This window comes from Mesoterricola sediminis, assembly GCF_030295425.1.
Lineage (GTDB): Bacteria > Acidobacteriota > Holophagae > Holophagales > Holophagaceae > Mesoterricola > Mesoterricola sediminis.
In genome coordinates, this window is record NZ_AP027081.1 from 1,272,760 (window position 1) to 1,298,764 (window position 26,005).

Sequence of the window (26,005 nt, forward strand, 5' to 3'; positions counted from 1 at the left end):
CTCCTTCAGCGCCGCCTGACCATCACGATGGTGCGGTCGTCGGTGGACGGGGCGCCCCGCGTGTGGGCGAGCACCGCCGCGTCGAGCCCGCGGAACAGCTCCGGCAGGGGCAATGGCCCCAGGGCCCTCAGGGTCCGGCAGGCGAGGTCGAGCTCGAACTCCGTCCCCTCGGGGTCGGCGGCCTCGGTGATCCCGTCGGTGTACATGAAGAGGAGGTCGCCCGGATCGAGGCGGACGGTGCCCTGCCCGTAGTCGCTTCCCGGGAACATGGCGAGGGGGAAGCCCTGGGAGGCGAGGAACTCGGTGCCGCCCCCGGCCCGGAGCACCGGGATGGGGTTGTGCCCCGCGTTGGTGTAGGCGATCGTTCCCGCGGCCGGGTCGATCAGGGCCAGGAAGGCGGTGATGAACCGGTTCCGGGTGGTGCGCCGGCTGAGGGCCTGGGAGATCTTGCGGGCCAGGGGGGCCGGCTCCGCGGCGCCCTCGCACCAGGCCTGCATCAGGGCCTGGAAGGTCGCCATCAGCAGGCCCGGCCCGATCCCCTTGCCGGAGACGTCCGCGATGGCGAGCCACGTGGTGCCGCCGGGGCCCGGCCAGAACCCGTACAGGTCGCCGGACACGTTCCGGCAGGCCTGGTTGACCCCGAAGAGCTCGTAGTCGGCCATGTCGGGGAAGCGGTCCGGGAGCAGCCGCTCCTGGATCCTGCGGGCCACCTCGAACTCCTTCTCCATGGCCCGCTTCACCACCAGCTCCTCCTGGAGCCGGAGCGTCCGGATCTTGGCGGCGGCCATGTGCCCCAGCACGGCGAGGAGCTGCAGGTCCTCCTCGGTGAAGGGCTCGCGCGTGGGGCCGGCGTCCATGTAGATGATGCCCACCACCTCGCCGCCGTGCTCCAGCGGCACCGTCATGATGGAGGTCACCCCGCTGGCCATCAGGGACTGGGCCTGGGCGAGGCGGGCGTCGAGCCTGGGGTCGTTGATGAGCAGGGCCTCGCGGCGCTCGACGGTGGCCTCGATGGTGGTGCGGGAGAGCTGCACCTTGAAGTCCCCGCTGCGGCTGCGGGAGCGGGCCGCGACCTGGGTCATGGCGCCGGTGGCGTCGCGCAGCAGCACGGCGGCGCGGCCCGGTCTCAGGAACCCGAAGAGCCGCTCCACCAGGTCGGACAGCATGGCCTCCGCGGTGGCCTCGCCGAGCATGTCCAGGCTCAGGGCGTGCACGATCCCGAGGGCCTCCTGCCAGCGCTTCGCCGGCCCCGCGGCCTCGATGCCCGAGGCCGAGGAACGCAGGCGGTCCACGTCCATCAGGAAGGAGACGCTGGGGTCCAGGTCGTCGGGGGCCGCCGGGCGGCCTTCCAGGTCCGCGCGCACGCGACCCAGGAGGATCTCGTCACCGGCCCGGATGGGCAGGACCCCGTCCACCCGCACGCCGTTCACCAGGGTGCCGTTGCGGGAGCCGAGATCCTCCAGGCAGGGCCGTCCGTCCCGCAGGGAGAAGCGCGCGTGGGCGCGGGAGAGGCTGGGGTCTTCCAGCACGAGGTCGTTGCCGGGGTCGCGGCCCACGGTCAGGAGCGGCTTGTTCCGGTCGAGCTTGACCGGGGGTCGGTCCGGGAGGCGGATCCAATACTCTTCCATGGGAGGCTCTGGCTATGCCTATGGTCGATTGTTTCCTTGTTTTGTCAACAACTCTTTGTAAATACTCGCGCCGGGGTGGGTTCGGGAAGGGCCGGACCCGATCCGGCCCGGGGAGGGAAAGGCGGGGGGGACTATCTCACGGATCCAGGAGCTGTCAATTGAAGAGTCGAGGTTCCGAAACGTCCCGGGGGGTCAGGCGCCCAGGGTCGCGGAGGGGTCCGCCACGTCCCCCCGGATCAGGCGCTTGATGGCCTCCATCTCCTCGCGGGGGATGGGCCGGGCGGGGACGCCGCCCCAGGTCTCGCCCGCGCCCACCCGGCTCCCGGGAAGGAGGACGCTCTCGGGGAGGATCACGGCGTCGTCGCCGATCACCACGTCGCCCATGACGCAGCAGGCCAGGCCCAGGGTGGCCCGGTTTCCGACTTTGACCGGGGCGATCACGAGGTTGCCCCCGCCTCCGTAGTGGGCGAAGATCCGGACGCTCCCGCCGATCACCGCGTCGTCGCCGATGGTGATGAGGGAGGGGTCGCTGATGAACTCGGTGTTCACGAAGGCGTGGCGGCCGATGCGCATGCCCATGGCCTTCAGGAACCACACGCCGTAGGGCGTGAGCGTCACGAAGGGCAGGAAGGTGAACCGGACCAGGTAGAAGAGGCCGTTGTGGAGGAACCAGGGCAGGGCCTCCAGGGCGTAGTAGCCGCCGCGGTAGGGCCGGAGCCGGGTGGGGAGGATCCGGTTGTAGGCCGCCACCACGGCCAGGAGGGCCATGCCGAAGACGAACCACCCGCAGGCCGCGGCGAAGCCCCGCAGGAGCCAGGCCGGCACGGACGGGAGGCGCGCGGCGAGGCCGAAGGCCGCGTGCACGAGGGCCAGGGCCGGGGCGAGGGCCGCGCCCAGGGCCGTCGCGGCGAGGAGGTAGAGCAGGAGGATGGCGAGGCCGTAGGCGGCCCGGCTGAACCGGCGCAGGAGGCGCTCCGGCAGGTTCCGGGGCGGTGCGGACTTGGCTTGCCCGAAGGCGGTCATGGGTGGCCTGGAGGGGTTCCGCCCATTATCCGGCGTTGCCCACGGTCACGTCCAGGTCGCGGATGAGCCCGTCGCGCAGGTCGTAGATCCAGCCGTGGATGGCCAGGACGGCGCCCCGGGACCAGGCCTGGTGGATCACGTGGGTCGAGGCCAGGTTGCGCACCTGGGCCACCACGTTCAGCTCGCAGAGGCGGTCCCACCGGGCCTGGGGGTCCGTGAGGGCGGCGAGCTCCGCCTGGGCCTCCTCGGCGACGTGGCGCACCTGCTGGAGCCAGAGTCCGGGCGCCCCCCGGAGCCCCCCGGCCAGGGCGGCGCGCACGCCCTCGCAGCGGTAGTGGCCGCAGACGATGATGTGGCGGATCCCGATGTTCTCCACCGCGAACTCGACGACGGACATGGTGTTCACGTCGGAGAGGGGGACGATGTTGGCCAGGTTCCGGTGGACGAACAGCTCGCCCGGCTCCATCCCCACGATCTCGTTGGCGGGAACCCGGCTATCCGAGCAACCGAGCCACAGGTGCTCGGGCTTGTGGATGGCGCACAGGCGATCGAAGTAGGCGGGGTCGGCGGCCAGCTTGGCCCCCGCCCAGGCGCGGTTGCGTTCGAAGAGCTCGGGCAGGAATTTCATGCCTTCCTTCGGATCCCGGCGTGGGACTGGAACTCCCCCTCGACCCGGTCCACGTCGCCGGCGTTGAAGAGGACGAGGTTGCGCAGATGGATGTAGCTTTCCAGCCCGTCGATGGTGGAGAACTCCATGCCGAAGCCCTCGGGGTGATCGGCGGCCACGCGGCCTGACATCCGGATCTCCACCTCCCCTTCCACCAGGACGATCACGGCCGAGCAGGGTGTGCCGATGGGGAAGCGCTCCGGGGTGACCACCAGCATCCCCTTCATGCTCAGGTCGTGGACGAGGCAGCCCTCCAGGGCGCGGCCGTCCACCGACACCTCCACGCCGAAGGAGATGGGGACCCGTGTGAACTCGCGCTGCTCATGTTCTCCGGCCATGGTCGCCATACCCTCCCCCTCCCCATAGGATACATTCGCTTCGGCAGGAGGCCCCCCCGTGAGGTATAATGGGGCACACCCCTGGAGCATCTTACCCTCCAGGGTTTTTTCGTGGGGGGCAGGTTGGCCCGGGACATCCATCTGATCAGGTTCTTCAGGGAAGCGGCCGTGCAGAGGGGCGAGACCCCGGCCCTCCTCGCCCACGGCGGGGGGGAGACGGTCACCTGGATCGAACTGGGGCGCCGCATGGACCTGGCGGCCCGCGGCCTCATCGCCCTCGGCCACCGGGCCGGGGACAAGGTGGGCATCTGCGCCCGGAACATGCCGGAATGGACCCAGGCGGACCTGGGCATCCTGGCGGCCAGGGGCGTCACCGTCTCCCTGTACCCCACCAGCCTGCTGGAGCAGGCCACCTTCATCCTCCGGGACGCGGGCATCCGGATCCTCTTCGCCGGCGAGGCCGCCCAGCTGGATCTGGGGACCCGCCTCCTGGACCTGGGCGAGATCGACCACCTCATCCTCCTCGACCCGGCCCTCGCGGCCCCCGGGGATCCCCGGATCCTGGGCTTCCACGACCTGCTGAAGCTCGGCGGGGACCCCGCCCTGGACGCCGCCCACCAGGAGCGCCTGGACGGCATGTCCATGGACGACCTCTTCACCCTCGTGTACACCTCGGGGACGACGGGCGAACCCAAGGGCGTGATGCTGGACTTCGCGAACCTGGGGGCCGCCATGCGCCTCCACGACCGGCGGCTCACGGTGGGCCCGGACGACTCGTCCCTCTGCATGCTGCCCCTCTGCCACATCTTCGAGCGGGCCTGGACCTTCTACGTGCTCTACCGGGGCGCGCGGAACGTCTACCTGCGGGATCCCCAGACCGTGGTGAAGGCCATCGGCGAGGTGCGCCCCACCCTCATGTGCTCGGTGCCGCGGGTCTACGAGAAGGCCTACGCGGGCATCTACGCCCGCATGGAGAACGCCGGGCGGCTCATGGGCGGCCTCTTCCACTGGGCCGTGGCCGCCGGCCTCGAGGTCCAGCGCCGCCGCGCCGCCGGCCAGGGCCTGGGGCTCGGCCTGCGCCTGCGGGCCAGCCTCGCCGAGCGCCTCGTGTTCCGGAAGCTCCGGGCCCTGTTCGGGGGGCGCTGCCGCTTCCTGCCTGTGGCCGGCGCCAGCCTCGCGGACGACGTGAACCTCTTCTTCCAGGCCATCGGCCTGAAGCTCAAGTACGGCTACGGCCTTTCCGAGACCTGCGCGACCGTCTCCTGCTACGAGGACGGCCTGCCCCCCATCGGGACCATCGGCACCCCCCTGGACACCCTGGAGGTCCGCCTGGGCGAGGACAACGAGATCCAGGTGAAGGGGCCCACCATCATGCGGGGCTACTACAACCGGCCGGAAGAGACCGCCCGGGCCTTCACCGCCGACGGCTTCCTCCGCACCGGCGACGCCGGCGCCCTGGACGGCCAGGGACATCTCATCTTCACGGAGCGGATCAAGGAGCTCATGAAGACCTCCAACGGCCAGTACGTGGCTCCCCAGCGGGTGGAGGGCACCCTGGCCAAGGACGCCTACATCGAGCAGGTGGCCATCATCGCCGACAGCCGGAACTTCGTCTCGGCCCTGATCGTTCCCTACTTCGACCGTTTGGAGGAGCACGCCCGGAGCATGGGCATCACCTGGCGCAGCCCCGCCGAGCTCCTGAAGAACAGCCGCATCGTGGACTTCTTCGAATCCCGGCTCGCCGAACTCCAGAAGGGCCTCAGCAAGTACGAGCAGGTCAAGCGCTTCACCCTGCTCCACCGCCCCTTCTCCATGGACCTGGGCGAGCTGACGCCCACCCTCAAGCTCCGCCGCAAGTCCATCGAACAGGCCTTCCGGGCGGAGATCGAGGCCATGTACGCGGGCATCCAGGGCAAGCAGGAACACTCCAGCTAGGGGGGGGTGGATCGAATCACCGGAACCCCGCTGTTCCAGATTGTCATCCCGGGCGGTGCGGGGGAGCGGCGCCTGGGCGGACGGCGATGGCGGCCGGTGAGGGCGTCCACCCCGTCGATCCAGCCGGCCCGGGCCTCCGGGAAGGCGTCGGCGCAGGGGACGTAGCACATTTCCATATACCTGATGTCGACAATTTGTGTGTGTTGGTATCTGTGTCTGAAACTGTTCGTTTGAATTGACAGGTGTCCAGATTTTCCGCATTAGCAAATTCGAGTAGAGTTTGGGGGTCTGGTGGCCCCAGAATTGACCAAATTTGCTGGTTGTACTTATTTCAGGGCCGACCTACCAGACGCATGCGTGCGGACCTGTCAGCAAGCTACCGAATGGATGCGCTGCTCGGGTTCCCGATCGCAGAAAGCATGGGAATTCGCTCCTGAAGGGATCATGCGGAGGCCCGGGTTCGTACCCGAAGTTGGTCCAGGTCTGGAACATTGGGGGAAAATAGGTTATTTGAGTTAAAACATGTTTAATATACAGGCGTTGAGCAAAAGAACGGGGTTGTTTTTTCGATTCATGGTTGTACGTTTCACGTCGACCGGCAAATTTCTTGCAGACCATGCATTTGGAGCTGCTCCATGCGATTGTCCAGACGAATCCTTCCCATCTTCCTTGGTCTTGCGGTAATCCCGATTCACGCCCAGGATAATAATGGACATCCTGGGGTCCAAACGCCTTCATTTCCTCTCGAAAATGTAACCTCAGGCGGTGCAGGAAGCATTACCCCACGTCAGGAATGCCTGAATCAATGCTGGAATGAGTGGGCCAGGGTGACTAAAGAATGCGTCATCTTGGAAGGTTTTGATCGGGTCGTTTGTGCTGCCATGGCTCAACTCCGATATAACGATTGTCAAAGGAACTGGCCTGAGTAGTTGTCATTGAATAGGATTATGGTGTTCAGGCTCCTCTTGATTGCCTTTAATGGAGCCTGCCTTCTCATTGACATATTTCTTTGCTGATGAATTTGACTTTGCCGATCATCTGGAAGGATCTATTATGAAGCACTTTAAGTCTATCCTTGTTCTGCTCCTTTGTTGGAATCCAGCACGCGCAGCAGGGGCCAATCCAGCAGAAAGCGGGAAGGAGGTAAGGGTCGCGGACCAACCCACTGTATTTCAATGGGCGGGCGATCAATTCATTGTTACAAATAGTACGCAATCATGGATCAAAGCTAAGGATCATTTAAGTGGCAAAATATCGATCCTCAAATTGTCAGATGGCGCAATGGGGCAGACCCTGTGGAACGGCGTAGTCACATCATTCAGGCTCGTGAATCAGCGAACAGCACTTTCAAGAAGGGCTCTTCAGGGAACTTGGCGGGATTATCCTACTATCCTGGATAGAGGCATTGGTAGCAACGGGATGCGGGGATATCCATTCCTTTTGTTTGAGTCTTCTAAAGAGGGTCGATTTTTTTCTTACAGCCGAATGCCTGGATTTGTACTAGGGGAAGAATCCTCCATTTGCTCATGGTGGAAGCAGGGACCCAACGGAACCCTGGAGCCGGATGATCTAATTCATTTAGAACTTGAATACCCCATTTTCCTTGCGGAGCACTTGGCTCCAAACGCAACGACCATCGCCACCTCTAACCGGTATCTCGGGCTTGAACCATTCTTGGATTATCCCCTTAGGTTTTCGGGTGGCTTTGTCGTTGTTTCCTGGGGGGCTGGAGTGATATGGATTATATCTGACGATCCAACTGTTTCAAATAGGACGATAAAACTAGCCGCTTCTGATCAAGGTTTTTTTTCTGGTAAAAAAAGACACAATCCTGCACTCCTGGGAATCCAGGTCACTCCAAATAACCGGATTCTGGCAGCTCTTCGTTCTGATGTATTGCTTTACGAGGGGCTGGAAGAAGGAGAAAAGGGATTTAAAAATGTGCCTGCTTGCAAAGACGAGAGCGAGAGTGCCCAAAAAACAAAGGAGCTTCATAAAATTTTATGGAAAGAAATTGACCCAAGCGACGGAAATATTACTGAACCCGACTTGCTGAATTATCCAGGCGCTCCTGCGGCGTTTATCCCCGATGAACCATTCAGGTTTTCATTTGATTTGAATGGAGTAATTGTAATTAATGGTCGTGAAGAGCGCCCCCCGGAAGCAGGAGAAGACGCAGAGAAACCAAATAAGGAGAAGGCTTCAGAAGCCATGAAGCCAAAGAATCTGAAAACCAAATGAGAAGCTTCATGATTAAAAACAATTTAAACATTCACCTTGGTTCCATCCTTTCTGCGAAGCCCCTCTGCCCCCGGCAAGGGCCGCTCCCATCGCGTACGGATGCTCCAAGAGACTTGGCGGACGCGGCACGAGGGGGGTGGATCGAATCACCGGAACCCTGCTGTTCCAGATATTCATCCCGGGCGTTGCGGGGGAGCGACGCCTGGGCGGACGGCGATGGCGGCCGGTCTACCTCGGCCGCTTGAGGCCGGGGGAGGCGTGGCGGCCGGTGAGGGCGTCCACCCCGTCGATCCAGCCGGCCCGGGCCTCCGGGAAGGCGTCGGCGTAGGGGACGTACGGCTTGATGTCCAGGACGGGCGTGCCGTCCAGCAAGTCCACGCCCCGCAGCCGGAGGGTCCGGCCCTCGATGCCCACCAGTTCCACGGCCGATAGGCCGATGGGGTTGGGGCGGTGGGGCGAACGGGTGGCAAAGAGGCCCCGCTTGGTGCGGGGGCCCCGGGGGGGGTGGACCCGCGGGGCCCAGCCCTCGCTCCGGTGGAACACGAAGATCAGCCAGATCCGGTCGAACCCGTCCAGGTCCTGGAGGACCTCCACCGGCAGATCGGCCGCGAGCTCCAGCACCGCCTCGGCCGGGTCGCCCCCCTCCACCGTCGGCTGGTGGGGCGCATCGATGCGCTCCCGGTAGGGGGAGCGGAGGATCCCGATGGGGCGGAACGGAAGGGAAGGCGGGACGGCGTCCATCCTGCCCAGCGTATCCTGCCGGCGCGGGAGGGGATACCATGGTCCCTTCACGGGGGGTCACATGGGCCGGCTGATCGGGTTCGCGCTGCTGGCGCCCGCGGCCGTGGCCGGAGACGTCCAGGTGCTGACCCAGGCGTTCCTGGAGGAGATGGCCGAGGTGCTCGGCCGCAATTCGGAGGCCCCCACCGCGGAGAAGCTCGCCGCCATCGCCCGCCTGGACGCGGCACGGACGGTCAGCCCCCTGGGGGCCGCCCTGCTCCTGGACCGGGGCAACCCCCGGTTCGAACCGGATCCGGTCATCCGCGAAGCCGCCGTCAGGGCCCTCCGCCACGTGGCCGAACCCCGCAACCGCATGTCGGCCCTGCGCCTCGTGCGCATCGCCGATCCCGCCCATGAACCGGAACCCGCCGTCCGGGCCGCGGCCCTGGGCATCCTGGCGAGCCTCCAGGTCGCGGAGGCCGCCGCCCGGGTGCTGGATTCCACCCGGGAGGACCGGGAGCCGGATCCGGCCGTCCGCAAGACCGCCTCCGACCTCGTCGCCCGGGGACTGGCCGCGGGCGCCTACTGAGGCGCTCCAGGCTGGGGATGCGTCCGGAGGTGGTCGAACAGGGCGAGGTCCCAGCCGAGGATGTGGCTCTGGAGCCAGTCCCCCAGGAACCGGGCCAGGCCCTCCGCCGGCACCAGCGCCGGATCCTGGTCCCGCAGGTCCCGGATGAACTTGACCCGGGCGATGAGCCGGTCGTGCTCTTGCTTGTGGCGGGCGAGGCCAGGGAAGCCCGCGCCGAGCATCAGGAACTCCTCCGTGCTGAAGTGCTCCTGCACGTAGCGGGCCAGGAAGTCGAGGGTCTCGTCCAGGCGCTCCCGGGACATGCCCGCCTCCAGGTTCTCGTCGAAGGCGTTCACCGCCTCGAAGAGGGCCTGGTGCTGCCGGTCGACGAGCGCGTTCCCGGTGGCGAACTTCGGGCTCCACTGGATGAGCATGCCGTTTCCTCCTGGGGCGGGATCAGCCTCCATGGTGGCCCGGGGCCCCCTCCGTGTCCATGGCGCCGGGCCGCTCCAGCGCCTCCGCCAGCTCCCGGGCCAGGTCCGCGGTCAGCCCGGCCACGTCCGCCCGTTCCGCGGCCGTGATGGCGTCCAGGTGGATCCCGCAGGCCACGGTGACGGTCGTGCCGAGGCGCGCGGCCAGCTCCAGCGCGATGGCCCGGGCCAGTTCGTCCTCCTTGTGCCCCAGGAGGGCCAGCACCGAGGCCGTGGCGCTCCGGCGCCCGCCGTCCTCCAGGCTCGGCCGCGGCTGGGCCAGGGCCACGGCGCCGGTGTGGGGCAGGCCGCCGCCGGCGATCGCCACCACGAGGTCTCGGCCCATGGGCACGCAGGTGAGCTGGATGGTCAGGCGGCCCTTGGATGCCTCCAGGCGCAGGGTCTCCATGGGCTCCTCCTCCGGTCCAGCATCCCTGGAAAAACCCGCCCCGGCAACCGCCTCATGTGCAAGGATGGAAGGGATCCCTAGACAGGTGGCGACGTGGGCGAACTGTTCGGCAAGGAAGTCTTCACGATCGGTATCATCGGCGGCGGCCGCGGCGGGCTCGGGCTCCTGAAGTTCTTCGGCACCAGTTCCGTGGCCCGGGTGGTCTTCATGGTCGACCCCAATCCCTCCGCGCTCGGCATCGCCGAGGCGCGCAGCCGCGGGATCCGCACCTACGCCGACGACGAGGAGGCCATGCGCGGCGAGCTTCCCGACTTCCTCTTCGACGCCAGCGGGGACGCCGATCTGGAGACCCGCATCCGCCAGCGCCTGCGCGGCACCTCCACGATGCTGATCACCCCCCTCACCAGCCGGATGATGGTGGAGGTCCTCACCGAGAACAACGCGCGCATGCGCGAGGAGATCTCGGAAGTGGTCTCGACCATCAAGAGCGAGCTCTCCACGAGCCTCGACGCGAGCAACAGCATCGTCGCGCGCATCAACTCCATCATGAGCAACATGCAGATGCTCGCCCTGAACGCCAGCATCGAGGCCTCCAAGGCCGGCGTCCACGGCCGCGGGTTCACCGTGGTGGCCGACCACCTGGGCAAGTCGGTGGAGGCCGTGCGGAACCTGACCCAGGAGATCAACCGGGTCAACGAGAACATCATCCACGTCTCCCACCGGAGCGACACGGTGCTGGAGAAGTTGAAGTAACGGTTAATAATTACGCCGCGGGCACTTAGCGGGACTACCATGGGCCCGGGGCCGGCGGCGCCCGCCGAGGCGGCCCCCGCCGGAGCGCCCCATGGATCCCGCCGAAGCCTGCCCCGACCCCGCCCCCGGCGCGACGCGCCGGTCCCTCCCCGGTTGAGTCCCCCGTGGGCCGGCCCCGCATCCTCGTGGTGGACGACGAGCCCCTGGCGGCGGGCCTCCTGGGGGAGTTCCTGGCCCGCCGGGGGGTGGCCGTGGACGCAGCCGCCACCTGCGCCGAGGCGGAGGCCCGCTTCGGCCGGGAGGTCTACGACGCCGTCCTCCTCGACTACGGCCTTCCGGACGGCAACGGCCTGGATCTGCTCGGGCGGCTCCGGGCGGCGGACCCCGGGGTGCCCATCGTCCTCGTCACCGGCCAGGGGAGCATTGCCCTCGCCGTCGACGCCATCAAGCTCGGGGCCGAACAGTTCCTCGTGAAACCCGTGGATCTGGGCCTGCTGGCCCAGGTGCTGGACCGGGTGATGGAGACCCAGCGGGCCCGCCGACGCCAGGCGGCCCTGGCGGCCGAACCGGACCGGCCGCCCCGGCTCTTCCTGGGCACGAGCCCGGCGATCCGGCGCCTGGAAGCGGAGGCCCGCCTCGCCGCGGCCGCCGAGGCCCCGGTCCTCCTGCTGGGGCCCACCGGCACCGGGAAGAGCGAACTGGCGCGGTGGCTCCACCGGCAGAGCCCCCGCGCCGCCGAGCCCTTCCTGGAGCTCAACTGCGCGGGCCTCACCCGGGAGTTCCTGGACACCGAGCTCTTCGGGCACGAGAAGGGGGCCTTCACCGGGGCCGTGGCCGCCAAGATGGGCCTCCTGGAGGCCGCGAACCGGGGCACCGTGCTCCTGGACGAACTGGGCGACATGGACCTCCTGATCCAGCCGAAGCTGCTCAAGGCCCTGGAGGAGAAGCGGTTCCGGCGCCTGGGGGACCTGCGGGACCGCCGCGTGGACTTCCGCCTCGTCTCGGCCACCCACCGGGACCTGGAGGCGCTGGTGGAGGCGGGCGCCTTCCGGGCCGACCTGTTCTACCGCGTCAGCGCCCTGCAGATCGCCGTGCCGTCCCTGGCGGAGCGGACCGAGGACATCCCCCTCCTGGCCGGCGAGCTCCTCGCGCGGTCGGCGGCGGCCTGGGGCCGGGAAACCCCGGCCCTGGAACCCGCCGCGGCCGGGCTCCTGGCGCGCCAGCCCTGGCCGGGGAACATCCGGGAGCTGCGCAACGTGCTGGAACGGGCCCTCCTCGCGACGCCCGGGCCCCTCATCCCCGCCTCGGCCCTGGCCCTCCGGCCCGGGCCCGCGCCGGCCGCCGAGGGGGGCCGCATGACGCTGCGCGAGCTGGAGCGCGCCCACATCGCCCTCGCCCTCCGCGAGGAGGGCCGGGTGGACGCCGCCGCGCGGCGCCTCGGCATTCCCCGCAGCACCCTCTACCAGCGGCTCAAGGCCCTGGGCCTCCGGCCCTGAGGCGTGACGGGCGCCGGATCAGGGCCTCGGCGCGTTGCGCGCCGCGAAGTCGAGGAAGGCCAGGACGGCCTTCTGGACCTCGCCGGCGGTACGGGGATCCTGGGGGGTGCCGTCGGCGGCCAGGGTGTGGTCCGCCTGGGGCACGGCGACGCCCAGGGGGTGGACGAAGGCGCCCATGTTGGCCAGCGTGGCCCGCCACTGCACCTGGCAGCGCGCGCCGCCGAAGGCGCCGGGGCTCGCCGAGGCCACCAGGACCGGCATGCCCCGGAAGGGGTTGGGGGTCATGGTGGAGACCCAGTCGATGGCGTTCTTCAGGTGGGGCGGGATGCCGGCGTTGTACTCCGGCGAGACGATCACGACCCCCTGCGCGTCCGAGACGAGGGCGTGGAGGGCCACGGCCTCGGGGGGCGGGGCCTGCTCGGGATCGACCATGGCCATCCTCAGCTCGTCCCCGGTGACGGTGCGGACGTGGGGGCCCTGGGCGCCGATCGCGCGCACGAGATGGTGCAGCAGCTTGAGGTTCAGCGACTCGCGCCTGAGGCTGCCGCCGATGACTGTGATTTTCAAGGCCCACCTCCCGGATGACGGCGAGAATATACAACGCCTCCGGCGCGGAAGCCACGGAAAAGAGGGCCTCAGAACCTTCCGGCCATGGGGTGGGCGTAGCCGGTCAGCTCCACGTAGGCGTCCCCGGCGTCGCGGCCCTCCCGGTCCAGGACCCGGCAGGCCCCTTCCCAGTAGGTGATCCGGGTGCCGGCGCGGGTGAGCAGCTCCTGGCCGGGGATGAGGGGCTGCAGCGTCCAGGTCTCCCCCAGCGCCTCCAGGCGCAGGGGCAGGGGGTACGTCGCGCCCGAGGCGGGGCTGGTCCAGGCCCCGCCCCCGAGGCGGAAGGACCGGGTGGCCCGGGCGGGACGGCCGGAGGCGTCCACCTCCGACAGCAGGGACCAGGGATCCTGGCTCCCGTCGTCCCGGCGCATCCGGTAGACCATGAGGCTGCGGCCGTCCCGGAGCTGGATCCCGGCCCAGTCCCAGCCCCGCTGCCCCCGGGAGAGCTGGGCGGAGCTGAACTCGTGGTCCATCCAGGAGAGGCCCGCGAGGGTCTCGGCCCGCGGGCCCGTGAGGGTGCCCCGGGTGGGGAGCCGGGGGTAGGTGAGGTAGTGGCTGGCCGCGCCCGGGTCGTCCCCCTTGCGCACGACCCCGTCCTCCCCGAAGACCACGGGGGCCGGCGGCGCCGCCAGCTCCAGCTCGAGGGTGGCGTCCCGGACCGTGAAGGCAAGGCGGATGAGCCCCCCGGGCTCCATCCGGGCCGTCCAGCCGGCATTGCGCAGGTCCAGGCCGGCCGCGGAGGCCGCGGCGGGGATTCCGGCGCGCCCCAGGCGCTCGTCGAAGGTGAACCGCCCGCCGGCGGCGTCCGTGAGGGCGGCGTGGGCCAGGTGGATCTCGTCGGTGCGCCACGCGGGGCTGCCCGCGGGACCTCCGGGCTGGAGGGCCCTGCGGAAGAACGTGAGCTGGTAGCCGTAGCGCCGCCGCCCGTCGGCGCTGCGCAGGTGGCCCGTGAAGTACCACCACTCGGTGCTGAAGTCCGGGTGGGCGCCGTGGTCGCGGGGGAACGCGAAGCGGCGCCCCGGCTCCGCGAAGCGGAAGGGCTGGACGGCGGCGAGGGCCGCCAGGAGGAGCGCGGCGGGCCTCATGTGGCGCCCTCCTCGGCCTGGCGGTCCACGGGGAGCCGGGCCGCCCTCAGGGCCACGGGCCACTGGGCCAGGGCCGCCGCCGCCAGGCAGAGCCCCGTAAGGCCCGCCAGGGCCCCCCAGGGGAGGCGGAAGGCCAGGGTCCACCCGAAGGCCTGGGGGTTGAGGACGGAGACGAGGATCCGCGCCAGGGCCAGGCCGAGCCCGAGGCCACCCAGCACGCCGGCCGCGGCGACGCCGCAGCCCTCCCCGAGGAGCACCGCGGCCACGGGGGCGTCCCCCGCCCCCAGGGCCCGGAGGGTGAGGAGGTCGCCCCGGCGCTCCAGGGCGAGGCCCGCCATGGACTGGACGAGGCCCGCCAGCGCCACGGCGAGGCCGATGACCTCCAGGGCGTAGGTGATGGCGAAGGTCTGGTGGAAGATCCGTTCCACCTGCGTCCGCAGCGCGCGGTTGGAGCGGAGGAGGAGCCCGGGCCGGGCCCGGGCCTCCCGCGCCGCGAAGGCCTCGGCGTCCTCCCCGGGGCGGAGGTAGAGGGCCAGGCTCGCGGCGCGGGCCTCGCCCGTCCAGGCCTGGAAGACGGGGCGGTCCAGGATCAGGCTGCCCCGCTCGTTGCCGTAGTCGCCGTAGACGCCCCGGAGGGTGAGCCGCCGGCCCGCGCCCAGGTCCAGGCGGTCGCCAGGGCGGACCCCGAAACGGCGGGCGAAGGTCTCGCTGGCCACGGCGCCGGGGTCGGCCAGCCCATCGCGCCGGATCCGGGCGAGCACCTCCCGGCTGGCGCCCCCGGCCACCATGGGCAGGTGCCCCCGGGTGCCGAGCACCGCGAAGTCCCCGGCGGCCAGGGTGGTGGGGCGGCCCCGGAAGAGGAAGGGCACCGCCTGGTAGCGGTCCACGGCCGCCACGGCGGGGTCCGCCGCCAGCGCCGCGGCGTCGGCCTCCGGGATGCGGTGGCGGCTCCCGGCCCCGCCCGCGCCCAGGGGGGCCACGTAGACGTCCGCCCGGAGGCTGTCCCCGATCCACCCCTCCACGGTGGCCTCGAAGCTGCGGACCATCACGCCCATGCCCACGGTCATGCCGATGGCCACGGCCATGGCGGCGGCCGCGAAGCCGTGGCGGCCGGTGGGCAGGGCCAGGGGGCGCAGGGCGAGGCGGGCGCGCCAGTCCCGGACGAGCCGCCCCAGGGCACCAAGGGCGGGGAGGAGGGCCACCGAGGCCAGGCTCCCCCCGAAGATCACGAGGGCCGAGCCCAGGTAGGCGTGCCAGAGGGTCCCCTGGGGCAGCCGGGGCAGGAAGGCCAGGGCCAGACCCGCGGCCAGCAGGGCGGCCCCGCCCAGGGCCAGGGGGGCCCAGGCCATGGGGCGGGCGGCGGCGCCCCGGGCCAGAAGCTGCACGGGCGGTGTGGCCGCCGCCCGGCGCGCCGGGATCCAGGCCGCGGCCAGGCAGGTGAGGGTGCCCAGGACGAGGGCCGCGGCCGCCTCCCCGGGGCCGAGGGCCGCGTGGCGCGCGGAGGCCGCGCCGTAGAGGGCCTCCAGGGTCCGGGCCACGAAGCGCACGGCGCCCTGGGCGCCCGCCCAGCCCAGGCCGATGCCCAGGAGGCTGCCCAGGCTGCCCAGCAGGGCCGCCTCCAGGAGGACGAACCGGAGGATCCGGCGGGGGGGACATCCGAGGGCGGCCAGGAGGGCCCAGGTCTCCCGGCGCCGGTTGACGGCGGCGTCGAAGGCCTGGAAGAGCAGGTAGGCCCCCACCGCCAGGGCGATGAGCGAAAGCACGGTGAGGTTCAGGCGGAAGGCGCCGCTCATGGCGCGGCCACTGCTGGCCCGCTGCTCGGCGTCCTCCAGCACCCAGCCATCGGGAAGGTGGGCCGCGATGGCCTCCCGGCTTGGCGTCCGCCCCGGCCAGGGGCCCAGGTCCAGGCGGTCGAGCCGGCCGGGCCGGCCCAGAAGGGCTTGGCCCGCCGGCAGGTCCAGCACCAGCAGGGTCGGGGGCGGCGCGGGCCGGCCGGGGGATTCGGGCAGGAGGCCGGCCACCCGCAGGGTGACCCGCCGCCCGTCCACGAGGCCCGGCAGGGCGGCCCCCGGGGCGAGGCCGAGGCGCGGGGACACGAGGGCGCCCCCCAGATCCGGCAGGCCGGCCCCGTCGCCGCCCTCCCCCCCGAGGCCCACCAGGTCCGTCGCCAGGATCTGGAAGGCCGCGAAGTCGGGCTCCCGGCTGAAGGAACCCTCCAGCACGGGGCGGATCCACAGGTCCCGCCGCAGGGGGGCGAGGGCGGACAGGCGGCGCTCGTCCAGGTCCCCGAAGGGGGCCCGCACCACGTATTCGGCCCCGGTGCCCACGCCCCGGGTGAAGGCGTCGAAGCTGGCGATCGCCGCCCGGTTGGCAAGGCGAATGGCCAGGAAGGCCGCCACCCCCAGGGCCACGGTGAGGACGGCCAGGGCGGCCCGGGCCGGCGCCAGGGCGAGGGGCCGAAGCACCAGGCGCCCCGCCAGACCCTTCACCGGCCGGCCTCCAGGATCCGCCCGTCCTTCATGCGCACGATCCGATGGCAGGCCGCCGCGGCGGCCTCGCTGTGGGTGACCATGACCAGGGCCGCGCCCTCCCGCTCGGTGAGCTCCGCCAGCAGGGCCAGGACCCGCTCTCCCGCGGTGCTGTCCAGGTTGCCCGTGGGCTCATCGGCCAGGAGGATGCCGGGCCGGCCGGCCAGGGCCCGGGCCACGGCCACCCGCTGCATCTCCCCGCCGGAGAGCTCCCGGGGGAAGGCCTCCGCCCGCGGCGCCAGGCCCACGGCCTCCAGGAGGTCGCCGGCCCGGGCCTCCAGAGCCTCCCGTCCCCAGCCCAGGAGCTGGAGGGGGAGCTCCACGTTCTCCCGGGCGGTGAGCGTAGGGATCAGGTGGAAGAACTGGAAGACGGTCCCCAGCCGCTCCCGCCTCAGCTGGGCGAGGCGTGCGGGGGCCGCGGCGCCCAGGTCCTCCCCCGCGAGGGCGACCCGGCCTTCGTCCGGACGGTCCAGGCCGCCCAGGAGGTTCAGGAGCGTGGTCTTGCCGCAGCCGGAGGGGCCCAGGAGGGCCAGGCGCTCGCCGGGGGCGACCGTCAGGTCCACCCCCCGCAGGACCCAGCGCCCGCCGTAGGCCCTGCCGACGCCGCGGGCTTCGAGCAGGCTCACGGGGCGGCCTTGTAGGCCAGGGCGTACACGAGGGGCTTGGGGAGCTTGCCGCTGGAGACGGTGACGTTGATCGTCAGCGTCCGCGTCGCGGGGTCCACGTGGTAGACGTTGGTGCGCTGGCCGTCGTGGGTGTGGTAGGTCTGCACCAGATCCTCGCCCTGGAGGCGCATGGACAGGTCGAAGGTCTCCCCGTCCTCCCGGGTCCACTTCACCACGGCGCCGCTGGCGGGCATGCGCTGGGGTTTGCGGGCGTCGAAGGTGACGACGAAGGTGTCCTCCTTGCGCTCGATCACCACCCGCTGGTACGCGGGGTTGGTCTTCTTCAGGCGGCCGCGGGCGATGGGGCGGATGAGGAAGCTCGTCTCCTTGACCGCGGCCTCCACGGCGGCGTCGAGGTCGGGGGCCTTGGCCAGGGTCCAGGTCCCCAGCGGGGCCTGGGCCGCCAGGGCCGGGGCGAGGAGGAGGAGCGGCAGGAATCGGGACACGGGGCCTCCTGGGGCGTGGAACCACCATACACGCGTTGGCGTTCCGGGGCCCCGGGCGGGGTGATAGCGTTGGATATCCCAACGGAGCCCCCATGCCCGCAGCCCTCGTCCTCGCCACCGCCCTCGGCCTCGCCCAGGCCGCCCTCGGCCAGGCCCCCGCGCCGGCCCCGGCACCGACGCTGGAGCAGACCCGGAAGGCCATGGGCATCCCCTCCGCCGGCGACCTCCGCGGCCAGCAGGACATCGTGGGCTTCGCCTCCCGCGCGGACCAGATGGCCCGCGTGTGGGAGCTGGCGGGGACCCCGCCGGCGCCCGAGGCCTTCGGGCCCCTCCCCGCCCCGGGGGTGAAGGGCGCCATCTGCCCCCACGACGACTACCTCTACGCGGGCCGGGTCTACCGGCGCCTCATCCCGCTCGTCACGGCCCGGACCGTCGTGCTGGTGGGGGTCTTCCACAAGTACCGCCGCTACGGGGCCCGGAACGTCATGGCCTTCGACGCCTACCGGGCCTGGCGGGGCCCGGACGGCGAGATCCCCGTCTCGCCCCTGCGCGCGGAGGTGCTGGCGCGCCTGGATCCCCGCGAGGCGGTCCAGGAACCCGCGTGGCAGGACAGCGAGCATTCCCTGGAGGCCGTGGCCTACTGGCTCAAGCACCAGGACCCGAAGGTGGAGATCCTGCCCATCCTCCTCCCCTCCGCCTCCTTCGACCGGCTCGCGTCCATGGCGGAGCACCTGGGGGCCGCCCTCGCCGCCGCCATGCGGGGCCGGGGCTGGACCCTCGGCCGGGACGTGGCCGTCGTCATCTCCTCCGACGGCATCCACTACGGCGAGGACTTCCGGTACGCCCCCTTCGGCGCGGGGGGGCCGGGGGCCTACCTCCAGGCCATGGACCAGGACCGGCGCCTCCTCACGGGCCCCCTCTCGGGTCCCGTCTCCCCCGCCAAGGCCCGCGCCTTCTTCGAGGCCGTCGTGGACCCCGCCGATCCCGACGTCTACCGCATGCCGTGGTGCGGGCGCTTCTCCATCCCCTTCGGGCTGCTCCTCCTGGACGCCACCTCCAGGCACCTTGGGACCGCCGCCCCCGCGGGCCGCCCCGTGGCCTTCGGCGCCAGCGTCGACGTGCCCGAACTCCCCGTGAAGGCCCTCGGCATGGGCGCCACCGCCCCCGCCAGCCTCTACCACTTCGTGAGCTTCCCCGCCGTCGCCTACGACTGAAGGGCCGCCAGGCCCGGCCGTTCCAGGTTCCGCGCGGCGACGCGCACCTTGACCTCCCGGGGGATCGGATCCCATCCTGGTCCCTTCCACGCCACCTCCGCGGGCCGTTCCTGTCTGCCGCCCCGGGGGCCCCCGCCGGAGACTTCATGCAAGGTGCCGCCCCCAGCCTGCTGCTCGAGTTCCAGAAGCTGCTCGGCACCCTGGCCATGCCCGCGGGCCTCGTGTGGCTGGCCCTCCTGGGCCTCACCGTCTGGCTCGCCCGTCGTCGCCAGTTCCTGCCCTTCGCGGGGGCCCTGGCCATCTGGGCGGCCTACGGCCTCGCCGGCAACCCCTACGTGGGCGCCGCCCTCATCGCGCGCCTGGAGCGCCGCGTCCCCCCCCTGCCGGACCAGGCCCCGCCCTTCGACGCCGTCTTCGTGCTGGGGGGCGGCACCGAGGTGGACCCCGCGGGCGCGCCGATCCTGGGCAGCGCCGGGGACCGGGTGGTCCAGGCGGCCCGGCTCTGGCACGCCGGGCGCGCCCGCACCCTGGTGGCCAGCGGCTGGTTCCGGGACACGGTGGGAGGCCCGCGCGACGGCGGGCAGGACACCCGCGCCCTCTGGCGCTCCCTGGGCGTGCCCGAGGCCGCCATCGTCGTGGTGGACGAGCCCTGCTGGATCACCCAGGACGAGATCCGGGCCTACGCGCGCCTGAAGGCCGCCCACGGCTGGAAGCGCACCGCGCTCCTCTCCTCCGCCTGGCACCTGCCCCGGGCCCTCGTCCTGGCGGGGAAGGCGGGCCTGGACGTGACCCCGGTGGGTGCGGACTGGCGGGGCCGCGACCGGGCCTTCCGCCTGGACGGCCTCGTGCCCCAGGACCGCGGCTTCATGCTCATCCACCGGGCCGCCTGGGAGGCGCTGGGCCGGGCCATGGGGCGCTGAGGCACCCCCCGCGGCGGAACCGGTCAGTCCACCACGGCCAGGGGCGCGGGTGCGGTGAGCACCTGCCCGGGCGCCACGAGGACCCGGGCCAGCCTGCCCGCGGCGGGGGCGGTGATCTCGAACTGCATCTTCATGGATTCCAGCACGAAGAGCACCTGCCCCTTGGCCACGGGTTCGCCCTCGGCGGCGAGCACCTCCAGGATCTTGCCGGCCATGGGGGCGAGGATCTCGCCGGCTTCGGCGGCGGCCTCGCCAGGCGTGTCCGGGTCCACGAAGGGGCTGTCCAGGGTGAGGGTGTCGCCCAGCAGGGCCAGGGCCATGCGGCCTCCCGGCAGCCGACAGGCCCGGAAGGGCAGCCCGGTGGGGGCGCCGAGGCGCGCCGGGGCGGGGCCCTGGAGCCGGAACCGGTCCGGCCCCGGACCGGCCTCCACCCGGAAGGCGGGCTGCTCCCGGGGACTGCCGCAGGTCAGGTCCCGGACCCCCGCCTGGGCCAGGAACCGCGCGGCGGGGGCGGACACGGGCGCGCCCGCGCCTTGGAGGGCGGCGTCCAGGGCCTCCCGGAAGGCCGGGGTCCCGAGGAAGGTGCTCCAGGGCTCGGGCAGGAGGGGGGCCGTGAGCTGGTCCAGGTGCGCGGGGATCCAGGCGGTGGAGGTGCGCCCCTCCCGGAACGCCTCCGTGCGGGCGATGGCCTGGAGGAAGGGGAGGTTGGTGGTGCAGCCCAGGATCGTGTAGTCCGCGAGGGCCCGGGCGAGCCGGGCCACGGCCTGGGGCCGGTCCGGCCCCCAGACCACCAGCTTGGCGATCATGGGGTCGAAGGCGGCGTTGACCCGGCCGCCCTGGGCGACCCCGGTGTCCACCCGGACGCCTTCGCCCGCCGGTTCCTCGTACACCCGCAGGGGGCCCGGCGTCGGCAGGAACCCCGCCCGGGGATCCTCGGCCAGGATGCGCGCCTCCAGGGCCACCCCCCGGGCCTCCGGCACCCGGAAGACGCCGGGGTCCCCCAGCTGGGCGGGCCACGCGCCCTCGGCCAGCTCCAGCTGGGCCAGCACCAGGTCCACGCCGTGGACGAGCTCCGTCACCGGGTGCTCCACCTGCAGGCGGGTGTTCATCTCCAGGAACCAGAACCGGTCCCCTTCCACGAGGAACTCCACCGTGCCCGCGCCCCGGTAGGCCGTCGCCGCCACGAGGGCCAGGGCGGCGCGGCCCATGGCCTCCCGCAGGGCGGGCGCCAGGTGCGCCGCCGGGGCCTCCTCCACGACCTTCTGGTGGCGGCGCTGCAGGGAGCACTCGCGCTCGCCGAGGAAGACCCCGCCGCCGCGCCCGTCCCCGAAGACCTGCGCCTCCACGTGGCGGGGCGCCGCCAGGAGGGGCTCCACGAAGACCCGCCCGTCCCCGAAGCCCGCCAGGGCCTCGCTGGAGGCCCGGGCCACCGCGTCGGGAAGGTCCTCCGCCGAGGCCACGGCCCGCATGCCGCGGCCGCCTCCGCCGCCGCTGGCCTTCACGAGCCAGGGCAGGGGGACGCCGCGCGCGGCCAGGGCCCCCGCCCACGCCCCGGGGGGCAGCGCGGCCAGGTCCTCGGACCCCAGCGCCTCCAGGACGGGGATCCCGGCCGCGCGGGCCAGGGCCTTGGCGGATTCCTTGCCTCCCAGGGCCTCCATTGCCTCGGGGGTGGGCCCCACGAACCGGATGCCGGCGGCCTCCACGGCCCGGGCGAAGGCGGGGCGCTCGCTGAGGTAGCCGTAGCCCGGGTGGAGCAGGTCGGCCCCCCAGCTCCGGGCGGCGGCGACGATGGCGTCCCCGTCCAGGAAGGAGGGCACCTCCAGCACGGCGTCGGCCTCCCGGCGGGGCAGGGCGTCCGCGTCCTCCGGCGTGGAGACGACGGCGGCGGCGTGGCCCCGGGTCCGGGCGGCCCGCAGGATGCGCAGGGCGATCTCCCCGCGGTTGGCGATGACGAGGCGGCCCATCATTCCGCCCCGGGGACCCAGGACGGGGCCGCCTTGCGGAAGAAGGCCTTCAGGCCCTCCTGGCCTTCGGCGGACCCCCGGGCCGAGGCGATGGTGTGGGCCGTGAACTCCATCAGCTCGGGATCCGGCAGCGGGCTGATGCGCCGCAGCAGCTCCCGCGTCGCGCGCGCGGCCCTGGGCCCCGCGGCCAGGCATTCCCGCACCAGGCGGGTCAGGGCCTCGTCGAAGGTCCCGGGGGGCTCCGCCAGGCGCTGGACGAGGCCGAGGGCGAGGGCCTCCGCGCCCCGGATCCGGCGGCCCGTCAGCATGAGGGGGGCGGCGTTGGCCAGCCCGATCTTGCGGACGATGTAGGGGCCGATGACGGCGGGGACGATGCCCAGGAGCACTTCGGAGGTGGCGAAGGCCGCGGTGGGCTCGGCCAGGACGAGGTCGCTGACCGTGGTCAGGCCCAGGCCCCCGCCGATGGCCGCGCCCCGGACGGCGCACACCACGGGCGCCGGGAAGGAGGCGAGGCGGTGGAACATGCGCGCCACCTCGCGGGCGGCCTCCAGGTTCTGCTCGGGGGTGGCGGCGCCCTGTTCCTTCATGGTGGCCAGGTCCGCCCCGGCGCAGAACACGGGCCCCTCCGCGTCCAGCAGGAGCAGCCGGACCTCCTGGCCCTGGGGCGCCGCGCCCAGCTCGGCCACGGCCAGGCCGATCTCCCGGATCATGGCCGCGTTGAAGGCGTTGCGCACCTCGGGACGGTCCAGCACGAGGCGGCGCACCCCGCAGGCGCGGGCCTCCATGCGCACGTACTGTCCCCGGTAGGGCACCGAGGCGACGGGGAAGGCGGCCAGGTCGGTCATGGGCGGCCTCCGGTCACCGGCAGCTCCCCGGGGCAGGCCCGGTTCTCCGGCGCGAGGGTGGCGAGGAGGGCCCGGGGCACCTCCACCTCGCAGCGGAGGAGGGCCTGGGCCAGGGTCTTGCCCTGGGGATCGATGGCGAGGCCCACGGTCCCGCCGCCGCCCAGGGCCTCCTCCAGCAGGAAGTTGAGGGCCCAGAGGCGGGGCACCGCGTGGCGCTCCACCCGGCCCCTGGCGTGGGCGGCGAACCAGGCCTTGACCCGGTCGGCGGTCACGTGGTCCCGGAGCCAGGCGTAGCACGGACCCGACCTGCCGATGAGCCCGATGTTGGCGGTGTCCCCCTTGTCGCCGCTCCGGGCGTGGGCGATGGCCATCAGGGGCACCCGGACCAGGGGGCCCTCCCCGGCGGCCAGGGTCCAGGGGTCCGGCGTCTCCGGGGGCGGGGCCCCGGGCCCGGGGCCTTCGGGCCAGGGCAGGGGGCCGGAGGCGGCGATCTCCTTCAGGCCGTCGCCGGCCTCCTCCAGCAGGCGCACCCGGGGCAGGGCCCGGTCGCGCCGCACGAGGGCCGGCCAGTAGCTGACCACCTCGGAGATCCCGGGCGCCCCGCCCGCGACGGCGATGCCCGCGGGGCCCGAGAGGATGAGGGCGGGCAGGAGCTTGCGGAAGGCCTCCAGGGGCTCCCGCGACGCGGCCCGCGCCGAGACGCGCAGGAGGATCTCCCGGGCCCGGCCGGGCGGGGTGAGGGCGCGGTGGGTGGCGTCGTCGCCCACGAACTCGGTGAGGGTCTCGGCCAGGCCCGGCACCTCCCGCCGGCAGCGCTCGGCGAGCACCGCCGCGAGGACCTCGGCCTTGGCCCGGGCGTCGGGCCCGGGGACGATGAGGGCGCCCTGGCACTTGTACCCGTCCGCGTAGGCCAGGGAGACCTTCAGGAAGTCCGTGGGGGGCCGGCCCGTCACGCCGCGGACCCGCACCCGGTCGCGCCCGTCCGGGGCGAGGTCGATGGTGCTGAAGTCGGCCGTGACGTCGGGGGTGAGGTAGGCCCGGGGGTGGCCCATCTCGTAGAGGAGCTGTTCCCGCACGGTCTGGCACGTGACGAGGCCCCCGGAGTCCGGGTGCTTGGTGACGGTGAAGGAGCCGTCCGGCGCGCACTCCACGATGGGGTAGCCCATGTCGAGGAAGGAGGGGACCTTCCGCCAGTCCGTGAAGTTCCCGCCCGTGGCCTGGGCCCCGCACTCGATGATGTGGCCGGCCACGATGCCCGAGGCCAGGCGGTCGTAGTCCGCCGGGCCCCAGCCGAAGGCGTGCATGAGGGGGCCCAGGGTGATGCCGGTGTCCGTGACGCGGCCGCACACCACCACGTGGGGGCCGCCCTCCAGGGCCTTGGCCACGGGCAGGGCCCCGAAATAGGCGTTGGCCGCCAGGACCCGGTCCGCCAGGGGCGCCAGGGGGGCGCCGGTGTCCATGTGCCGCAGCTCCTCGCCCGCGTCCAGGAGCTCCCCGATCCGGGGGGCGAGGTCGTCGCCCTCCACCACCGCGATGCGCAGGCGCACGCCGCGCCGCCGCGCCTCCGCCGCAAGGGCCTCCGCGCAGGCGCCCGGGTTGACGCCGCCCGCGTTGGTGACGAGGCGGATGCCCTTCGCGACGATCTCCTCCAGGAGGGGGCCTGCCTGGACGACGAAGTCCCGGGCGTAGCCCAGGCCGGGGTCCCGGGCCTTCTGCTTGCGCAGGATGCTCATGGTGATCTCGGCCAGGTAGTCGATGGAGATGACGTCCAGGGGGATCGCCCCCCTGACCTGCCGGGCCAGGGCCTGGGGGTCGTCGCCCCAGTAGCCGCCCGCGTTGCCGATCCTCACCAGCGTCCTTCCCGTCATGGTCCCCTCACATCCTCAGCACGCCCGTGCGCGTGTCCTCGATGGGCGCGCAGAGGCTCGTGGCCAGGGACGCCGCGAGCCATCCCCGCGTGTCCCGCATGTCCATCACCCCGTCGTCCCAGAGCCGCGCCGAGGCGTAGGCGGGATGCCCCTCCCGCTCGTACTTCTCCCGGATGGGGGCGGCGATGGCCTCGGCCTCCTCGTGGGAGAGGGCGCGCCCCTCGCGCTCCAGCTGGTCCCGCTTCACCGTCACGAGGACCTGGGCGGCCTGCTCCCCGCCCATGACGGAGATCCTGGCGCTGGGCCAGCTCCAGAGGAAGCGGGGGCCGTAGGCGCGGCCGCACATGCCGTAGTTGCCCGCCCCGAAGCTGCCGCCCATGAGGAGGGTGATGCGGGGCACCCGGGCCGTGGCGACGGCGTGGACCATCTTGGCGCCGTCCTTGGCGATGCCGGCCCGCTCCGCCTGGGCTCCCACCATGAAGCCGGTGATGTTCTGGAGGAAGAGCAGGGGCACCTTCTGGGCGCAGCAGAGCTCGATGAAGTGGGTGGCCTTGAGGGCGCTGGCGGAGAAGAGCACCCCGTTGCTGGCCACGATCCCGCAGGGCATCCCCTCGATGTGGGCGAAGCCGGTGACCAGGGTCGTGCCGTAGCGCTCCTTGAACTCGAAGAGGCGGCTTCCGTCCACGATCCGGGCGATCACCTCGCGCACGTCGGCCTTCCTGCGCAGGTCCGCGGGCCAGACCCCGAGCAGTTCCTCCGGGTCGTAGGCCGGGGGCTCGGGGCTCCGGAGATCCACGTCCGCGCGGGGCGCCCGTCCCAGGTGGGACACGAGCTCCCGGAGGATCCGGAGGGCGTGGGCGTCGTCGCGGGCGTAGTGATCGGCGACGCCGGAGATCTCCGTGTGGACGCGGGCGCCGCCGAGCTCGTCGGCGTCCACGTCCTCGCCCGTCGCGGCCTTCACCAGGGGCGGGCCCCCCAGGAAGATGGTCCCCGTGCCCTCCACGATGACGGCCTGGTCGCTCATGGCCGGGACGTAGGCGCCCCCTGCCGTGCAGCTGCCCATGACGGCGGCGATCTGGGGGATGCCGGCGGCGGAGAGGAGGGCCTGGTTGTGGAAGATGCGGCCGAAGTGGTCCCGGTCCGGGAAGACCTCGGCCTGCAGGGGCAGGTAGGCGCCGCCGCTGTCCACCAGGTAGAGGCAGGGCAGCCGGTTCTCCAGGGCGATCTCCTGGGCGCGCAGGTGCTTCTTCACGGTCAGGGGGTAGTAGGTGCCCCCCTTCACCGTGGCGTCGTTGGCCACGATCATGCAGGGGCGTCCCTGGACGGTCCCGACGCCGGCCACGAGGCCCGCGGCGGGGACGGCTTCCCCGTAGACCCCGTGGGCCGCCAGCAGCCCGATCTCCAGGAAGGGGGAACCGGGGTCCAGGAGGCCCGCGATGCGGTCCCGCACGAAGAGCTTCCCCTGGGCCGCGTGGCGGGCGCGGGCCCGGGCGTCGCCCCCCTCCCGGAGGGCGGCCTTGAGGGCCTGGAGCTCCTCGCAGAGGGCGAGGTTGTGCTCCCGGTTGCGGCGGAAGGCCTCCGAGGCGGTCCGGGCCTGGCTCTGGATCACGCCCACG

General features: G+C 72.0%; 23 protein-coding genes. 7 read left to right on the forward strand and 16 right to left on the reverse strand.

Annotation, left to right across the window (positions count from 1 at the left end; genetic code table 11):
• Positions 1-5: 5 nt before the first annotated feature.
• The 4 genes from R2J75_RS05350 to R2J75_RS05365 form a co-directional block, all read right to left on the reverse strand.
• Positions 6-1,628 (reverse strand): SpoIIE family protein phosphatase, encoded by a 1,623-nt coding sequence (locus R2J75_RS05350; protein WP_316411217.1) that lies wholly within the window; start codon positions 1,626-1,628, stop codon positions 6-8.
• A gap of 192 nt (positions 1,629-1,820) precedes the next feature.
• Positions 1,821-2,651: an acyltransferase gene (locus tag R2J75_RS05355; protein ID WP_243335626.1), complete on the reverse strand. Its 831-nt coding sequence runs from the start codon at positions 2,649-2,651 to the stop codon at positions 1,821-1,823.
• A 25-nt stretch (positions 2,652-2,676) separates the two neighbouring features.
• Positions 2,677-3,279 carry a carbonic anhydrase gene (locus R2J75_RS05360; RefSeq protein ID WP_243335627.1) on the reverse strand — a complete coding sequence of 201 codons (603 nt, stop codon included), beginning with the start codon at positions 3,277-3,279 and terminating at the stop codon, positions 2,677-2,679.
• Positions 3,276-3,656: a PilZ domain-containing protein gene (locus R2J75_RS05365; protein ID WP_243335629.1), complete on the reverse strand. Its 381-nt coding sequence runs from the start codon at positions 3,654-3,656 to the stop codon at positions 3,276-3,278. The genes R2J75_RS05360 and R2J75_RS05365 overlap by 4 nt, the downstream gene beginning before the upstream one ends.
• A 123-nt stretch (positions 3,657-3,779) precedes the next feature.
• On the opposite strand from R2J75_RS05365, the gene R2J75_RS05370 reads away from it, so the two are divergent.
• Together R2J75_RS05370 and R2J75_RS05375 are read left to right on the forward strand one after the other, a co-directional pair.
• A complete protein-coding gene (locus R2J75_RS05370; RefSeq protein WP_394365882.1) occupies positions 3,780-5,591 on the forward strand; it encodes an AMP-dependent synthetase/ligase in 1,812 nt (603 codons plus the stop codon).
• A 978-nt stretch (positions 5,592-6,569) separates the two neighbouring features.
• Positions 6,570-7,832 (forward strand): hypothetical protein, encoded by a 1,263-nt coding sequence (locus R2J75_RS05375; protein ID WP_316411219.1) that lies wholly within the window; start codon positions 6,570-6,572, stop codon positions 7,830-7,832.
• Between the two features lie 228 nt (positions 7,833-8,060).
• Here R2J75_RS05375 and tsaA read toward each other — a convergent pair whose 3' ends face one another.
• Entirely contained in the window at positions 8,061-8,573 is a 513-nt protein-coding gene (tsaA, locus tag R2J75_RS05380) for a tRNA (N6-threonylcarbamoyladenosine(37)-N6)-methyltransferase TrmO (RefSeq protein WP_243335389.1), read from the reverse strand.
• A gap of 61 nt (positions 8,574-8,634) precedes the next feature.
• Between tsaA and R2J75_RS05385 the strand changes: the two genes are divergently transcribed.
• Complete coding sequence (locus R2J75_RS05385; protein ID WP_243335388.1) at positions 8,635-9,141, forward strand: hypothetical protein; 507 nt, start codon at positions 8,635-8,637, stop codon at positions 9,139-9,141.
• Here R2J75_RS05385 and R2J75_RS05390 read toward each other — a convergent pair.
• Entirely contained in the window at positions 9,135-9,554 is a 420-nt protein-coding gene (locus R2J75_RS05390; protein ID WP_243335386.1) for a bacteriohemerythrin, read from the reverse strand. The two genes, R2J75_RS05385 and R2J75_RS05390, sit on opposite strands and share 7 nt — an antisense overlap.
• A 22-nt stretch (positions 9,555-9,576) precedes the next feature.
• Entirely contained in the window at positions 9,577-9,999 is a 423-nt protein-coding gene (lpdD, locus tag R2J75_RS05395) for a prenylated flavin chaperone LpdD (RefSeq protein ID WP_243346944.1), read from the reverse strand.
• Between the two features lie 93 nt (positions 10,000-10,092).
• Between lpdD and R2J75_RS05400 the strand changes: the two genes are divergently transcribed.
• Positions 10,093-10,752, forward strand: a complete 660-nt coding sequence (locus R2J75_RS05400) for a methyl-accepting chemotaxis protein (RefSeq protein ID WP_316411220.1) — start codon at positions 10,093-10,095, stop codon at positions 10,750-10,752.
• Between the two features lie 164 nt (positions 10,753-10,916).
• Positions 10,917-12,248 (forward strand): sigma-54-dependent transcriptional regulator, encoded by a 1,332-nt coding sequence (locus R2J75_RS05405; RefSeq protein WP_243335381.1) that lies wholly within the window; start codon positions 10,917-10,919, stop codon positions 12,246-12,248.
• 18 nt (positions 12,249-12,266) lie between these two features.
• On the opposite strand, the gene R2J75_RS05410 is transcribed toward R2J75_RS05405, so the two are convergent.
• The 5 genes from R2J75_RS05410 to R2J75_RS05430 all read right to left on the reverse strand — a co-directional run bounded on the left by R2J75_RS05410 (position 12,267) and on the right by R2J75_RS05430 (position 17,578).
• Positions 12,267-12,815 carry an NADPH-dependent FMN reductase gene (locus R2J75_RS05410; protein ID WP_243335396.1) on the reverse strand — a complete coding sequence of 183 codons (549 nt, stop codon included), beginning with the start codon at positions 12,813-12,815 and terminating at the stop codon, positions 12,267-12,269.
• Positions 12,816-12,883: 68 nt separating this feature from the next.
• The gene (locus R2J75_RS05415; protein ID WP_316411221.1) at positions 12,884-13,939 is read right to left on the reverse strand and encodes a lipocalin-like domain-containing protein; all 1,056 of its coding nucleotides are present in this window, start codon (positions 13,937-13,939) and stop codon (positions 12,884-12,886) included.
• Positions 13,936-16,428, reverse strand: coding sequence for an FtsX-like permease family protein (locus R2J75_RS05420; protein WP_243346941.1), 2,493 nt, complete (start codon positions 16,426-16,428; stop codon positions 13,936-13,938). Before R2J75_RS05420 ends, R2J75_RS05415 begins: the two co-directional genes overlap by 4 nt.
• The gene (locus tag R2J75_RS05425) at positions 16,425-17,093 is read right to left on the reverse strand and encodes an ABC transporter ATP-binding protein (protein WP_316411222.1); all 669 of its coding nucleotides are present in this window, start codon (positions 17,091-17,093) and stop codon (positions 16,425-16,427) included. The genes R2J75_RS05420 and R2J75_RS05425 overlap by 4 nt, the downstream gene beginning before the upstream one ends.
• On the reverse strand, positions 17,090-17,578 hold the full coding sequence (locus R2J75_RS05430) for a hypothetical protein (RefSeq protein WP_243335379.1): 489 nt from the start codon (positions 17,576-17,578) through the stop codon (positions 17,090-17,092). The genes R2J75_RS05425 and R2J75_RS05430 overlap by 4 nt, the downstream gene beginning before the upstream one ends.
• Positions 17,579-17,670: 92 nt before the next feature.
• Here R2J75_RS05430 and amrB point away from each other — a divergent pair, with 92 nt between their 5' ends.
• Positions 17,671-18,792 (forward strand): AmmeMemoRadiSam system protein B, encoded by a 1,122-nt coding sequence (amrB, locus tag R2J75_RS05435; RefSeq protein ID WP_316411223.1) that lies wholly within the window; start codon positions 17,671-17,673, stop codon positions 18,790-18,792.
• A 146-nt stretch (positions 18,793-18,938) separates the two neighbouring features.
• Positions 18,939-19,712, forward strand: a complete 774-nt coding sequence (locus tag R2J75_RS05440) for a YdcF family protein (protein ID WP_243335377.1) — start codon at positions 18,939-18,941, stop codon at positions 19,710-19,712.
• Positions 19,713-19,735: 23 nt separating this feature from the next.
• On the opposite strand, the gene R2J75_RS05445 is transcribed toward R2J75_RS05440, so the two are convergent.
• Genes R2J75_RS05445 through R2J75_RS05460 form a run of 4 tightly spaced genes read right to left on the reverse strand, consistent with a single transcriptional unit; the run spans position 19,736 to position 26,004 of the window.
• A complete protein-coding gene (locus tag R2J75_RS05445; RefSeq protein WP_316411224.1) occupies positions 19,736-21,676 on the reverse strand; it encodes an ATP-binding protein in 1,941 nt (646 codons plus the stop codon).
• Positions 21,676-22,521: an enoyl-CoA hydratase-related protein gene (locus R2J75_RS05450; protein WP_243335374.1), complete on the reverse strand. Its 846-nt coding sequence runs from the start codon at positions 22,519-22,521 to the stop codon at positions 21,676-21,678. Before R2J75_RS05450 ends, R2J75_RS05445 begins: the two co-directional genes overlap by 1 nt.
• Positions 22,518-24,389: an acyclic terpene utilization AtuA family protein gene (locus R2J75_RS05455; protein WP_243335372.1), complete on the reverse strand. Its 1,872-nt coding sequence runs from the start codon at positions 24,387-24,389 to the stop codon at positions 22,518-22,520. Before R2J75_RS05455 ends, R2J75_RS05450 begins: the two co-directional genes overlap by 4 nt.
• 7 nt (positions 24,390-24,396) lie before the next feature.
• Positions 24,397-26,004: a carboxyl transferase domain-containing protein gene (locus R2J75_RS05460; RefSeq protein WP_308220520.1), complete on the reverse strand. Its 1,608-nt coding sequence runs from the start codon at positions 26,002-26,004 to the stop codon at positions 24,397-24,399.
• Position 26,005 lies beyond the last annotated feature (1 nt).